Genomic DNA, 13,715 nt, shown 5'->3' with positions numbered 1-13,715 from the left:
CACCGTCCGCGGGTACGGGTTGCGCCGAAAGTCCCAGCACAGCAAGGGCCAGTCACAGGCTCAGCCACCGGTTCAGGAAGCGGCACCGGACCCGCCGCACGCGAAGGCCCCCTGCCGGCGCATCCGTCCGGCAAGGGGCCCCGGTGCTCCACGGGTTGGCCGCGTGGGCGTCCGCTCAGCGGCGGCGGCGTTTCGAACGGTCGAGGGCGGAGACGCCGAGTGCCGCCAGGACAAGCTGGATCAGCCACTCGACCCAGTCGACCCCCTTGGTGTCGGCCACGCCGAAGTACGTGGCGATGGCCGACCCGATCAGGGCGGCCACGATGCCGACCCCGATCGTCAGGAGAAGGCCGACGCGCTGACGTCCGGGGACGATGAGCCGCCCGAGCACGCCGATGACGATCCCGATGACGATGGCGCTGATGATGCCTGAGATCTCCATGATCTCCCCTTGTCGGTCGTCGTGTTCCCTCCTTTTGCCCGCTCAGCAGGCCCGCACTCGGCACTTCTCGCCTCGGCCGCCGTGCGTGCGGCGCCCCTGCGTGCCCTGACGGACGTGGGGGTCGGCGGCCGATTCCCGCCGTCCGCGTCCGTACGGGACTGCGACACTGGCCGGGTGCGGTCGGGCCGTACATACGGCTGGTGCGCACCGGCTCCGGGCCGTACGGCAGGCCTCGGCACGCACGGCAGTTCGGCACGTACGGCCGCCTCGGTCCGCACGGCAGCCCGGTCCGTACGGCGTCAAAGCACCAAGGAGGCCCGGCACTTGGACGCCCTCATCCCCGCTCCCCCGTCGAGCCCCGCGCCCGGTGCCGTGCATCTGCCCGGGTGGCTCGGCATCGATGAGCAGCGGCGCCTGGTCACGGCCTCCCGGCGGTGGGCGGCCGGTCCCGTACCGCTCCGGCACACGAGACTGCCGCGCGGCGGTGTGATGTCGGTGCAGACGGTGTGCCTGGGATGGCACTGGCAGCCCTACCGCTACACGCGCACCGCCGACGATGTGAACGGGCGCCGGGTGGCGGACTTCCCCGGGTGGCTGGGGGAGCTCGGCCGCCGGGCGCTGGGCGACGCGTACGGCGAGAGCGGGGCGACGCAGCAGTACGCTCCGGACACGGCACTGATCAACTTCTACGACGGCCGCGCACGCATGGGCATGCACCAGGACAAGGACGAAAGGTCGGCCGAGCCGGTGGTGTCGCTGAGCATCGGCGACACGTGCGTCTTCCGCTTCGGGAACACCACCTCACGGGGCCGGCCCTACACCGACATCGAGCTGGCCTCGGGGGACCTGTTCGTCTTCGGCGGCCCCTCCCGCTTCGCGTACCACGGCGTGACGAAGGTCTTCCCGGGCACGGGCGATCCGGCCACGGGGATGGCGTCGGGACGGCTGAACCTCACTCTGCGGGTCACCGGTCTGGCGGACTGAACCTGGACCGGACCGTCGGAAATCGGCAGAAGCCACGGCCGGAGCCGGTCTCCGTGTATGGATCGCGCGTCTCTGCCTACCCGGGGGTCATGGACGAGAAATACCCCGACCCGGAGGATCCCCGGCACACGCCCGGTCTGGAGCCCGGCGGCCAGGTGCCACCCGGGGAGACGCCTCCCGGCGAGGACAGCACGGGCGGCGCCGGCCCGGATGAACGCCACAATCCCGCGAAGGGCTGGGCCAGGACGCCGGTGATCGTGCTGGCGCTGCTCGTCGCGGTCTTCTTCGTCTATTTCCTGGCCTGGGCGGTCGAGCTCTGAGCGGACGCCCTCGCTCGCGGCGGCGGGCAGCGGGACCGGGGCGGTGAACGGCTGCGTCGGCCTGGTCCTGCTGCGTCCGGCCGAGTGCGTACCGGCCTGTGCGCGGTACGGGCCCGCACCAGCACAGGCCGGAGGCCGTGGGCGGACAGGCAGGAAGGGGATGTGCCTGTCGCCCACGGCCTCCGTTCGGGTCGGCCCGCAGTTGCGGACCGGCCCGCTCTCCTACGGCACCGGCTTCACGGCGCCGGCGGAGCCGGCTGCGGTTCCGGGTCCGGCGGGACGGGCTCGGGCCCGGGAGCCGGCGGGATCGGATCGGGAGCCGGCCCCGGCGGCGGGGTGGGTGCGGGCGCCGGCACCGGATCCGGTGCGGGTCCGGGGCCAGGCCCGCCGGGGCCGGGCGGCGGAGTGGGCTTGGGCGGAACCGGGTCGCGCGCCCGCCCGGACGCGAACCTCGTCCCTGGCTGCTGAGCCATCACAACTCCAGCGGTCTCACGTAGCGGCCTGTTCCTGCTCCCGCTGCGGGTGCCCGGTTGTCCGCTCGGCACTCCCCGCCCGCCGGCCCGGGCCCGGGTGCGGCACCCCGGTCAGTCCGCGGGCACCTCGCTGCGGTCCCCGCCCCAGAGCGTGTGGAAGGACCCCGGACGGTCCGTACGCCGGTAGGTGTGCGCTCCGAAGAAGTCGCGCTGCCCCTGCGTGAGCGAGGCAGGCAGCCTCGCGCTGCGCAGGGCGTCGTACGAGGCGAGAGCGGCGGAGAAGCCCGGCACGGGGATGCCGTGCCCGACGGCGGTGGCCACCACCGACCGCCAGTCGCCCTGCGCCTCGCCGATCTCCTTGCCGAAGTGGTCGTCCGCCAGCAGCGTCGGCAGATCGGGCCGGGCGGCGAACGCGGCACGGATGCGGTCCAGGAAGACCGCGCGGATGATGCACCCCGCGCGCCAGATGGCGGCGACGGCGCCGGGGTCGATGTCCCATCCGTACTCGTTGCTGCCGCTGCGGATCATGTTCCAGCCCTGCGCGTACGAGGTGATCTTCGAGGCGTACAGGGCCTGTTCGACCTTCTCCGCGAACCGCTCGGCGTCGGCCGGGGCGAGCGGCGCGGCCGTGGGGCCCGGCAGGTGTGCGCTGGCGGAGCGCAGATCGGCGTGGCCCGACAGGGAACGGGCGAAGACCGCCTCGGCGATGCCGGAGACCGGCACCCCGAGATCGAGTGCCGTCTGCACGGTCCAGCGGCCGGTGCCCTTCTGCTCGGCCTGGTCGGCGACGACGTCGACGAAGGGCTCGCCGGTCGCGGCGTCGTCGTGGGACAGGACCTCGGCGGTGATCTCGATGAGGTAGGAGTCCAGACGGCCGGTGTTCCAGTCGCGGAAGGTCTCGGCGATGCGGGCGGGGCTGTAGCCGGCGATGTCACGCAGCAGATGGTAGGCCTCGCCGATCAGCTGCATATCTGCGTACTCGATGCCGTTGTGCACCATCTTCACGAAGTGGCCCGCTCCGTCGGGGCCGACGTGGGTGGTGCAGGGAGTGCCGTCCGGCGCCTTGGCGGCGATGCTCTCCAGCATCGGGCGGAGCGATTCGTAGGCGTCGGCGGAGCCGCCGGGCATGATGCTCGGGCCGTGCAGCGCGCCTTCCTCGCCGCCTGAGATGCCCGTACCGACGAAGTGCAGCCCTCGTTCGCGGAGTGCCTTCTCGCGGCGGCGGGTGTCGGCGTAATGGGCGTTGCCGCCGTCGATGATCACGTCGCCGGGTTCGAGCAGTGCGGCGAACTCGTCGATGACGGCGTCCGTGGGACCACCCGCCTTGACCATGATCACCAGCCGCCGGGGCCGCTCCAGTGCGGCGACGAACTCCTCCGCCGTCTCGGCGGCGACGAAGCTGCCCTCGTCGGAGAAGTCGCGCACGAGGTCACGCGTCCTGGAGACGGTCCTGTTGTGCAGGGCGACGGTGTATCCGTTGCGTGCGAAGTTGCGGGCGAGGTTACGGCCCATGACGGCGAGGCCGGTGACGCCGATGTGTGCGCTGGTGCTCATGCTGATGCTCCTGAAACGAAACGGGCCGGCCGGCGGATCCGCCCGGCTCGGGTGGAGGGGGAAGCGGGTGCCCGGCGGCGCGACGTGTCAGCCCGTACGGGGCGGAAGCGGCAGGGGAAGACCGGGCAGACCGTCCAGGCTGACTCCGACGTGCTCCTTCGCCTCGCAGTATGCGGCGAACGACTCGTCGGTCTCGCGGGCGAAGCGCTGCGTGTGCAGGGGCCGTTCTTCCCGGTACTCCATGAAGGGCACCGCGAATCCGCACGTGTCGCTGATGCGCTCGGCCCGCACGGTGATGACGGCACGCAGATCGGTGCGGTCCCGCATGCCCTCGCCGAAGTGCGGGAGCAGCTCCGCCCAGCGCGGGTCGTCACGGAAGACGGGTCTGCCGGTGCCGTGGACGCGGACGATGCGCGGCGGCCCTGCGAACGCGCACCACATCAGGGTGATCCGGCCGTTCTCCCGCAGATGGGCGATCGTCTCGGCGCCGCTGCCGCCGAGGTCGAGGTAGCCGACGGTGACGTCGTCGAGCACGGCGAACGAACCGGCCACCCCCTTCGGTGAGACGTTGACGTGTCCGCCGGGCGCCAGCGGAGCGGTCGCGGTGAAGAAGACGGGCTGCTCCTCGATGAAGTCACGAAGCCGCCCGTCGATGCGTTCGTAGATCTTGCCCATCCGGGCATTGTCGGCCGGGAGCGAGGGCCATGAGCGGGGATTCCGCAAACGCGTACGGCCGCGTCGCCGGCCACTCCGCCGCCCGTACGGTGCTGGGCCGGGAGATGCCGGATGCCGGGCCGGCGGATGCCTGGTGCCGGAGCCCGTCAACTCAGAGGCGTGCCGTCGACGACGGTCTCGACGCCGTCGGCGAGGAAGCACAGGTGCCCGGCGATGCGCGCCGCCTCGTCCAGCGGCTGCTCGTAGCACCACGCGGCGTCCTCGATGACGCCGCCGGCGGTGCGCAGCGTCCGGTAGGAGGCCCGGCCCTTGTAGGGGCAGTGCGTGTGTGTGGAGCTGGGCTGCAGCAGTTCGGTGCGTACGTCCTCCGGCGGCAGGTAGTAGCGGTTGGGCAGGCCGGTCTCGGAGAGCAGGTACGCCCGGCGGCTCCCGGCGATCTCCGTGCCCGCGGCCCTGATCACCACGTGACGGCCGGTGGGGCGTACGTCGACGCGGTGGTACGGGTCGCGTACGTGCCCGCTGACCTCTTCGTCCTCGTCGAACCATGCGTCCATGGACGCCCAGTACACGGCCGCGTGCCCCTTGAGCCACCCGGCGCCGTCCAGCGGTTCGGGGTAGCTCCACACGGCGTTCTCCGCGAGGCGGTCGCCGTACCGCACGCTCCAGTAGCGGGCGTCGCCCTTGAAGGGGCAGTGGGTGGTGTGGCCGCTCTCCTCCAGCAGGTCCTCGCGCAGGTCGCCCTGCGGCACGTACAGCTGCGGCAGCAGATTGCTCTCGTGGAGCAGTTTGGCGCTGGTGGAATCCAGCACAGTCTCGCTGCCCAGCAGCGCCCGTACGCGGCGCGGGAACGGCTGCCACAGCAGCCGGTGCGCCGGGCCGTCGATGGTGTAGTTGACGGTCTCCGGGGACCGCGAGGCGAGCGGTCCGCCGCCGAGGGTGAGGGTCATGGTCTGCGCCTCCGGATCAGCGTGGCGGTGCGGTGCGCTTCCCACTCTCGCACCGCGGCCGGCCCACCGCGCCCGGCGCGGGCTCTCACCCCAACGGGCCCGCTCATCTCACCGGATGGAACTCCCGGAGACCGTACGGGCGATGACCAGGCGCTGGATCTCGCTCGTCCCTTCGAAGATCGTGTAGATGGCGGCGTCGCGGTGCATCCGCTCCACCGGGTATTCGCGTGTGAAGCCGTTGCCGCCGAGGATCTGCATGGCCTGTGCGGTGACCGTCTTGGCCGTCTCGCCCGCGTAGAGCTTCGACATGGACCCCTCGGCGGAGTCGAACGGCCTGCCCGCCGCCGCCATCCACGAGGCGCGCCACACCAGCAGGCGTGCAGCGTCGATGCGGGTGCGCATGTCGGCCAGCTGGAAGGCGATGCCCTGGTTGTCGATGATGGGACGCCCGAACTGGACCCGGTCCTTGGCGTAGTCGAGCGCGACCTCGTACGCGGCCCGCGCAATGCCCACGGCCTGCGCGCCCACCGCGGGCCGGGAGGCCTCGAAGGTCGCCATCGCGGCGTTCTTCACGCGCTCACCGCCCTGCTTGGCGCGCTCGCGCGCACGGGCGAGGCGCTCGTCCAGCTTCTCCTTGCCTCCCAGCAGGCAGCTGCCGGGGACGCGCACGTCCTCCAGGACGACCTCCGCGGTGTGTGAGGCGCGGATGCCGTGCTTCTTGAACTTCTGGCCCTGGGACAGGCCTGTAGTGCGCGGCGGGACGATGAAGGACGCGTGTCCCTTGGAGCCCAGCTCGGGGTCGACGACGGCGACGACGACGTGGATGTTGGCGATGCCGCCGTTGGTGGCCCAGGTCTTGGTGCCGTTGAGGACCCACTCGTCCTTGGCCTCGTCGTAGACGGCGCGGGTACGCATGGCGGAGACGTCGGATCCGGCGTCGGGTTCGGAGGAGCAGAAGGCGGCGACCTGCACGTCGTCAGGGTCGCCGTACATCTGCGGGACCCAGGTGCCGATCTGCTCCTCGGTTCCGTTGGCCAGCACCCCGACGGCCGCCAGGCCCGTGCCCACGATGGACAGGGCGATTCCGGCGTCGCCCCAGAAGAGCTCCTCCATCGTCATGGCGATGCCGAGACCGGTCGGGTCGAAGAACTGCTGCGCGTAGAAGTCGAGCGAATACAGACCGATCTTCGCGGCCTCCTGGATCACGGGCCAGGGGGTCTCCTCGCGCTCGTCCCATTCGGCGGCGGCCGGGCGGATCACGTCGGCTGCGAAACCGTGAATCCATTCACGGATCTCCTTCTGATCGTCATTGAGATCGAGCGCGAATACGGAGTCGCCCATGACCGGTCCTTCCAGCAGCAGAGTTACCAATGGTAATGGCAAGTCTGTTACTGGTCGGTAATTGCTGTCAACTCCCGGCCGTGACCGGTCGTCCGGCTGCGACGGGTGTTACGTTTCGCTGGGGTAGCGAGATTGCAAAGGGTGGGGAGGCACCATGGAGACCACACAGCCGGCGGAGCAGCGGAGCGCCGCGGACCGGCGCCGCAAAGAGCTGCTGGAGGCCGCCGACCGCGTGGTGCTGCGCGACGGCCCGGGTGCCTCGATGAACGCCATCGCCGCGGAGGCGGGAATCACCAAACCCATCCTGTACCGCCACTTCGGCGACAAGGAGGGGCTCTATCGCGCGCTGGCCGTACGGCACACCGACGCCCTGCTCAGCGCGCTGAGAGCGGCACTTGACGCCCCCGCGGAGCGGCGTCAGCGCGTCGAGGCCACGCTGGACACCTACCTCGCCGCCATCGAGGTACGGCCTCAGGTCTACCGCTTCCTGATGCATCCCTCCGAGGGAGGCTCGGGCAGTGACCGCGGCTTCGACGCTGGGCAGCACTCCGCTCCCCTGCTGCGCCGACTCGGGGACGAGCTGGGCAAGGTGATCGAGGAACGCCTCGACCTCGGGCCGGGCGGGCAGGAGGCGGCGCGCGTATGGGGACACGGCGTCGTCGGCATGGCGTACGCCGCCGGTGACTGGTGGCTGCGTGAACGCCCTTGCTCGCGGGCCGAGTTGGTGAGACAGCTCGCCGACCTGCTGTGGGGGAGCCTTGCGATGGCCGACGACCGTCCCGGTGCCCCCGGCCGTCTCTGAGCACATCGCGGCACGTTACCGCGTACAAGTGCGCGTACATGCGGCGGCGCCGCGCCCCGGACGCGAACGGGCCCGGCGCACGAGGGCAAGTCGCCTGTGGGTGAGGCGGTTCGGGCACAGCGGCGGACCTCGGTAGGCTGCTCCCACCGAGGGGCAAGGAGGAGCAGGACGATGGCAGGCAACCAGGAGCCGCTGTCTCCGCGGGCCAGGCTGGCCGTGACGGCGGGCAAGGCCGCGGCGGCGGTGTCGAGGGCAGCGGGTCGCGGCAGCGGATCGGTGATCGGCGGCAGGGTCGCTCTGAGGCTCGATCCCGACCTGCTGGCTCAGCTGGCCCATCATCTCGACGTGGTCCTGGTGTCGGCGACGAACGGCAAGACCACCACCACCCGCCTGATCGCGGAGGCGCTGCGCGCCAACGGCGGAGTGGTCTCCAACGCGCTGGGCGCGAACATGCCCGCAGGGATCACTTCCGCGCTGGCCGGCGGATCGGAGGCCCAGTACGGCGTGATCGAGGTCGACGAGAAGTACCTCGACACCGTCGCGCGCGATGTGACCCCCAAGGCGATCGCCCTGCTGAACCTCTCCCGCGACCAGCTCGACCGTGCCGCCGAGACGCGCATGCTGGCCGAACGCTGGCGTGAGGGGCTCTCCGGCACCAAGGCCGTCGTCATCGCCAACGCCGACGACCCCCTCGTCGTATGGGCGGCCTCCTCCGCGCCGAACGTCGTGTGGGTGGCCGCCGGCCAGGAGTGGAAGGACGACGCGTGGTCGTGCCCCGCGTGCGGCGGCGTCATGCAGCGGCCGGACGACGACTGGTTCTGCGGCGAGTGCGGTTTCCGCCGCCCGACGCCGAGTTGGGCGCTGTCCGGGGACGAGGTGCTCGACCCGCACGGCTCCGCCTGGCCGATCAAGCTTCAGCTCCCGGGCCGCGCCAACAAGGCCAACGCCACGACGTCGGCGGCCGTCGCCGCGGCGTTCGGTGTGGCCCCGCAGGTGGCGCTGGAGCGGATGCACTCGGTGACCGCCGTCGCCGGACGCTACGACGTGGTGAACTACCGGGGCCGGGAGGTGCGGCTGCTGCTGGCGAAGAACCCCGCCGGGTGGCTGGAGACCTTCTCCCTCATCGACGCACCCCCCGCTCCTGTGATCCTCTCGGTCAACGCCCGCGGCGCCGACGGCACGGACACCTCCTGGCTCTGGGACGTGGACTACTCGCGTCTGGCCGGGCACCCGATCTGCGTGATCGGCGACCGCAAGCTGGACCTGGCCGTACGGCTGGAGGTCGCCGGCGTCGACTTCCAGGTCTGCGAGAGCGCGGCGGAGGCGGTCTCGGCGTGCCCGCCCGGACGCATCGAGGCGATCGCGAACTACACGGCCTTCCAGGATCTGCGCCGCGTCGTCGGCAACTGAACCCATCGACCCGCTCAAGGAGTTGGCGAGCATGAGTGACACGGGCCTGCGGGTGGTGTGGGTCTACCCCGACCTCCTCAGCACCTACGGCGACCAGGGCAACGCGCTGGTGGTGGAGCGGCGCGCGCAGCAGCGCGGGCTGTCGGTGCAGCGCACCGACGTCCGTTCCGACCAGCAGGTGCCGACGTCGGCGGACATCTACCTGATCGGAGGCGGCGAGGACCGGCCGCAGCGGCTCGCCGCGGAGCGGCTGCTGCGCGACGGCGGGCTCGGCCGGGCCGTCGACAACGGCGCCATCATCTTCTCCGTCTGCGCCGGCTACCAGATCCTCGGCCGGGAGTTCGTCAACGACCTCGGCGAGCCCCAGCGTGGCCTCGGCCTGCTGGACGTGGTCAGCACCCGCGGCGAGGCCGAGCGCTGCGTGGGCGACGTACTGGCCGACATCGACGGCGAGTTGGGCCTGCCGGAGCTGACGGGCTTCGAGAACCACCAGGGCATCACGCACGTCGGACCCGGCGCCCGCCCGCTGGCGCGGGTGCGGCTGGGCAAGGGCAACGGCACGGGCGACGGCACCGAGGGCGCGTGGAACGACACCGTCTTCGGTACGTACATGCACGGCCCGGTTCTGGCGCGCAACCCCCAGATCGCGGACCACCTCATCAAGCTGGCGCTGGATGTGAACGCGCTTCCGCCGGTCGACGACCAGTGGTACGAGGCGCTGCGCAAGGAACGGATCTCCGCGGCGCTGCAGCCGGCCTGAGCTCCGGCTGAACGCTCCTCCTCCCCCGCCCCGGTCGCCGTACCGGAGGCGGGGTGTTTCATGCCCGGGCGGGGAGCGAGGTCCCCGGGGGCGGCGGCCCGGAGGCGGGCGAATACGCTTGTCGGGCAGAACGCCCAAGTCAGGAGAGAGCGCAGATGGACCACGGCGGGCACGGCATGACGATGGATCTGCCGCCGTTCACACTCGGCCGCGGTCTGGAGTTCACCGGGGAGCCGTTCTTCCTGGTGGGCTGCCTGCTGGCGCTGGCGCTGTACGCCGCCGCCGTGGTGCGGCTCCGCAGGCGCGGCGACGCATGGCCGCTGCCACGTACCGTCGCGTGGGTGCTGGGTGTGCTCAGTGTCGCCGTGACCATGTGCACGGCGCTGAACGAGTACGGGATGGTGCTCTTCAGCGTCCACATGGTCCAGCACATGATCATCAGCATGCTGTCGCCGATCCTGCTGCTGCTGGGAGCGCCGGTGACGCTGACGCTGCGTGCGCTGCCGTCGGCGGGGCGCGGTCGCAAGGGCCCACGGGAGCTGCTGGTGGCGGTGCTGCACAGCCGCGTGCTGCGAGTCCTCACCCATCCCGGCTTCACGATCCCGCTGTTCATCGCGAGTCTCTACGGGCTGTACTTCACGCCGCTCTTCGATTTCCTGATGGGGTCGACCGCCGGGCATTTGTTGATGATGGTGCACTTCCTGATGGTCGGGCTGGTCTTCTTCTGGCCGATCATGGGCGTCGACCCGGGTCCGTACCGGCCCGGCTACCTGATGCGGATGCTGGAGCTGTTCGCCGGGATGCCCTTCCACGCCTTCTTCGGCATCGCACTGATGATGGCCTCGGAGCCGATGATCACCACGTACGCGCACCCGTCGGCGTCGCTGCAGGTGACGGCGTTGTCGGACCAGACGGCCGCGGGCGGCATCGCCTGGGCGTTCAGCGAGATCCCCTCAGTGCTGGTGCTCCTCGCGCTGGTCTTCCAGTGGCACAGGTCGGAGGAGCGCGAGGCGCGCCGCAGGGACAGGATGGCCGACCGTGACGGCGACAAGGAGCTGGCCGCCTACAACGCCTACCTGGCATCCCTCCAGGCCCGTCAGCAGTGACCTCCAGGCAGTAGCGCCACCGCCCTCCGGCGAGCGACCATGGGAGTCGGATCCGGTCCCTTTTGTACGGGAATCCCCGTCACCGGCCGGATCCCGGGAGGAGGGGTGCAGTGATGCCTGGCTCTGCGAAGGCGATGACCGTCGGTACGGTGTCGGCACTGGTGCTCGTGACGGCCTACACGGTGACCTTGGGGAGCAGCGGGTGGCTGTGGTTCGCGTGGGTCGTGCTGGTACTGGTCACGCTGGGAGCCGTCTCCACACAGCGGAACTGAGTCCGTCGGCGGTGGGCCCCCTCCCCCGGGCGCCGGGGAGGGAGCTACTCTGCGATCTCACCGGAACGCATGGGGGAAGGCCGTAGCGTGTTCTACAACTTGTTCAAGTACGTGTTGCTGGGGCCCCTGTTGCGCCTGTACTTCCGTCCGCGGATCGAAGGACTGGAGAACATCCCGGACGACGGGGCGGCCATCGTGGCCGGCAACCATCTCTCCGTGTCGGACCACTTCCTGATGCCGGCGATCCTGCGACGGCGCATCACCTTCCTTGCGAAGTCCGAGTACTTCACCGGGCCGGGCCTGAAGGGCCGTCTGACGGCCGCGTTCTTCCGCAGCGTGGGCCAGATCCCGGTGGACCGCTCGGGGAAGGGGGCCGGCCAGGCCGCCATCGACGAGGGCCTGGGCGTTCTCCGCAAGGACGAGCTGCTCGGCATCTATCCCGAGGGCACCCGTTCCCACGACGGGCGGCTCTACAAGGGCAGGGTGGGCGTCGCGGCCATGGCTCTCCAGGCGGGGGTGAGGGTGATTCCCTGCGCGATGGTCGGCACCTTCGAACTGCAGCCTCCGGGGCGGAAGATGCCCCGGTTCGGGCGCGTGACGATCCGCTTCGGCAAGCCTCTGGACTTCTCCCGTTACGCGGGAATGGAGGGCGAGCGCGCGGTGCTGCGGGCCGTCACGGACGAGATCATCCACGAGATCCTTCAGCTGTCCGGCCAGGAGTACGTCGACATGTACGCGCCGGAGGCGAAGGCCCTTCAGGCGCAGGAGCGGCAGCAGGCCCGTACACGGGGGCGCAGCGAGGAGCGCGGGAAGAGCTGAGCCGGCGGGGCGGCGGAGGAAGCGGCGGCCGGTACAGCGGGGGGCTCGCACCCCGCAGAGTGGACGCGACGAAGGGGACGGCCGGAATGTCCCGCCGTCCCCTCGTGCATTGCGCGGTGGGCTCTGCGCCCTCAGCTCAGCGCGGCGGCCCCTGCAGCCGTGCGGCGTTGGCCTTGGCGTCCGGCACGCTCAGGCTGGGGACGATCTGCGGGACCGGCGCGGAGTGCGGAGCGCAGGTCAGGTCCTTCTCGCCGACCGTTCCCTCAAGGAGGTAGGTGTCGACACGCTTGTTGATGCAGGGGTTCCTGATGTCGGTGATTCCGTGCGAGCCGGCGTCCCGCTCGGTGATCAGACGCGAGCCCTTGAGGCGCTTGTGCACCTCCAGAGCACCGCCGTACGGGGTGGCCGCGTCCCGCTCGGACTGGGTGATCAGGACGGGCGGGAGCCCTTCCCCGGAACCCACCTCGACCGGCTCCTGCTGCTTCACGGGCCAGGTGGCGCAGGGCAGGTTGAGCCAGGTGTTGGACCAGGTGAGGAACGGGTGCTTCTCGTGCAGCCGCGTGCTGTCGCTGTCCCACTTGTCCCAGCTGGTGGGCCACTTGGCGTCGGTGCACTCCACGGCGGTGTAGACGGCGTTGCCGTTCTCGGACGCCTTGTTGCCGGCCTTGTCGGACAGGTCGGGACCGGCGGCTTCGACAAGGGCCTTCTCGTTCCCCTTGCGGTGGTCGGACCAGGCCTTGGCTACCTGTGGCCACGCCTGGTCGTAGTACGGGGCGTTCTGGAAGAAGGCCAGCAGCTCGGCCGGTCCGACGACTCCGCCGATGGGCTTCTTCGCGGCCTCGGCCCGCAGCTTCGTCCACTGCTCGTCGACCTTCGCGGCCGTGTCGCCGATGCCGTAGGTCTCATCGTGCTCGGCGACCCACTTCGTCCAGTCCTCCCAGCGGCCCTGGAAGGCGACGTCCTGGTCGAGGTTGTTCTTGTACCAGATCTGGTCTCGGGAGGGGTTGACGACGCTGTCGAGAACCATGCGGCGCACATGCGCCGGGAACAGGGTGCCGTAGACGGACCCGAGGTAGGTCCCGTAGGACACCCCGAGGTAGTTCAGCTTCTTCTCGCCGAGAGCGGCACGGATGACGTCGAGGTCGCGGGCGGTGTTGGGCGTCGTCATGTGAGGCAGCAGGCCGTCGCTGCGCTCCTTGCAGCCCTGGGCGTACTCCTCGGCCAGCTTGCGCTGGGCCCTCTTGTCCGCTTCGTCGCCGGGCACCGGGTCCTGCTTCGGAGCCTTGACGTACTCCTGGGGGTCCATGCAGGAGATCGGTGAGGATTGTCCGACACCGCGGGGATCGAAGCCGACGAAGTCGTAGGCCTTCGCGGCCTTCTTCCAGACGGAGGAGGTGTTCTTGGTGATGCGCCCGGGGAAGGACAGCCCCGAACCTCCCGGCCCGCCCGGGTTGTAGAGGAGCGAACCCTGGTGGTCCTTCTCGGCGCCGGTGGACTCGGCCCGGTCGACGGCGATCTTGATGGTTCGTCCGCCGGGGTCGGAGTAGTCGACGGGGACGGTCACGAACCCGCACTGGACGGGCTTCTCGACACCCCAGTCCTTGGGGCAGTCCTTCCAGTCGACGCCCTCCTTGGCCGCGCGGGCCGCTGCGATCTTCACGCCACGGGCCTCGGCACCACCGCCAGGCTCGGCCTGGCCGCTGCGGGCGTCCGCGGACGCCGGGGGGACTACGAAGAAGCCAACCGTGAGCGCGGCTGCGCCGACGGCGGCGATGCTTGCGTTGCGTATGTTCACGTGGGGTGGTCCCCC

Annotated in this window: 14 protein-coding genes; 8 read left to right on the top strand and 6 right to left on the bottom strand. The window is 70.7% G+C overall.

Features of this window, described 5'->3' with window-relative positions; genetic code table 11:
• Positions 1-175: 175 nt before the first annotated feature.
• On the bottom strand, positions 176-442 hold the full coding sequence (locus ACSMXX_RS30675) for a GlsB/YeaQ/YmgE family stress response membrane protein (protein ID WP_070008754.1): 267 nt from the start codon (positions 440-442) through the stop codon (positions 176-178).
• 324 nt (positions 443-766) lie between these two features.
• Between ACSMXX_RS30675 and ACSMXX_RS30670 the strand changes: the two genes are divergently transcribed.
• Both ACSMXX_RS30670 and ACSMXX_RS30665 read left to right on the top strand, forming a co-directional pair.
• Positions 767-1,426: an alpha-ketoglutarate-dependent dioxygenase AlkB family protein gene (locus tag ACSMXX_RS30670; protein ID WP_473185043.1), complete on the top strand. Its 660-nt coding sequence runs from the start codon at positions 767-769 to the stop codon at positions 1,424-1,426.
• A gap of 89 nt (positions 1,427-1,515) precedes the next feature.
• The gene (locus ACSMXX_RS30665; RefSeq protein ID WP_473181907.1) at positions 1,516-1,746 is read left to right on the top strand and encodes a DUF6480 family protein; all 231 of its coding nucleotides are present in this window, start codon (positions 1,516-1,518) and stop codon (positions 1,744-1,746) included.
• Between the two features lie 584 nt (positions 1,747-2,330).
• Here ACSMXX_RS30665 and gndA read toward each other — a convergent pair.
• The 4 genes from gndA to ACSMXX_RS30645 form a co-directional block, all read right to left on the bottom strand.
• Positions 2,331-3,773 (bottom strand): NADP-dependent phosphogluconate dehydrogenase, encoded by a 1,443-nt coding sequence (gene gndA / locus ACSMXX_RS30660; RefSeq protein ID WP_473181906.1) that lies wholly within the window; start codon positions 3,771-3,773, stop codon positions 2,331-2,333.
• 87 nt (positions 3,774-3,860) lie between these two features.
• Positions 3,861-4,448 (bottom strand): pyridoxamine 5'-phosphate oxidase family protein, encoded by a 588-nt coding sequence (locus ACSMXX_RS30655; RefSeq protein ID WP_473181905.1) that lies wholly within the window; start codon positions 4,446-4,448, stop codon positions 3,861-3,863.
• A 146-nt stretch (positions 4,449-4,594) separates the two neighbouring features.
• Positions 4,595-5,395, bottom strand: a complete 801-nt coding sequence (locus ACSMXX_RS30650) for a DUF427 domain-containing protein (protein ID WP_473181904.1) — start codon at positions 5,393-5,395, stop codon at positions 4,595-4,597.
• Between the two features lie 108 nt (positions 5,396-5,503).
• A complete protein-coding gene (locus ACSMXX_RS30645) occupies positions 5,504-6,736 on the bottom strand; it encodes an acyl-CoA dehydrogenase family protein (RefSeq protein WP_473181903.1) in 1,233 nt (410 codons plus the stop codon).
• Positions 6,737-6,890: 154 nt separating this feature from the next.
• Here ACSMXX_RS30645 and ACSMXX_RS30640 point away from each other — a divergent pair, with 154 nt between their 5' ends.
• From ACSMXX_RS30640 to ACSMXX_RS30615, 6 genes are all read left to right on the top strand, one after another.
• Positions 6,891-7,538 (top strand): TetR/AcrR family transcriptional regulator, encoded by a 648-nt coding sequence (locus tag ACSMXX_RS30640; RefSeq protein WP_473181902.1) that lies wholly within the window; start codon positions 6,891-6,893, stop codon positions 7,536-7,538.
• A gap of 171 nt (positions 7,539-7,709) precedes the next feature.
• Entirely contained in the window at positions 7,710-8,948 is a 1,239-nt protein-coding gene (locus ACSMXX_RS30635) for a DUF1727 domain-containing protein (RefSeq protein ID WP_473181901.1), read from the top strand.
• Between the two features lie 31 nt (positions 8,949-8,979).
• Positions 8,980-9,708: a type 1 glutamine amidotransferase gene (locus tag ACSMXX_RS30630; protein WP_473181900.1), complete on the top strand. Its 729-nt coding sequence runs from the start codon at positions 8,980-8,982 to the stop codon at positions 9,706-9,708.
• Positions 9,709-9,863: 155 nt separating this feature from the next.
• A complete protein-coding gene (locus ACSMXX_RS30625) occupies positions 9,864-10,814 on the top strand; it encodes a cytochrome c oxidase assembly protein (protein ID WP_473181899.1) in 951 nt (316 codons plus the stop codon).
• 110 nt (positions 10,815-10,924) lie between these two features.
• Entirely contained in the window at positions 10,925-11,086 is a 162-nt protein-coding gene (locus ACSMXX_RS30620) for a hypothetical protein (RefSeq protein WP_473185056.1), read from the top strand.
• 87 nt (positions 11,087-11,173) lie between these two features.
• Positions 11,174-11,905, top strand: a complete 732-nt coding sequence (locus ACSMXX_RS30615; protein ID WP_473181898.1) for a lysophospholipid acyltransferase family protein — start codon at positions 11,174-11,176, stop codon at positions 11,903-11,905.
• A gap of 136 nt (positions 11,906-12,041) precedes the next feature.
• Here ACSMXX_RS30615 and ACSMXX_RS30610 read toward each other — a convergent pair whose 3' ends face one another.
• Positions 12,042-13,700, bottom strand: a complete 1,659-nt coding sequence (locus ACSMXX_RS30610; RefSeq protein WP_473181897.1) for an alpha/beta hydrolase — start codon at positions 13,698-13,700, stop codon at positions 12,042-12,044.
• Positions 13,701-13,715 lie beyond the last annotated feature (15 nt).

The organism is Streptomyces sp. DSM 116795 (assembly GCF_055792905.1).
Note: the sequence above shows the minus strand (reverse complement) of the source record. Positions and strands in the feature narration are given on the sequence as shown.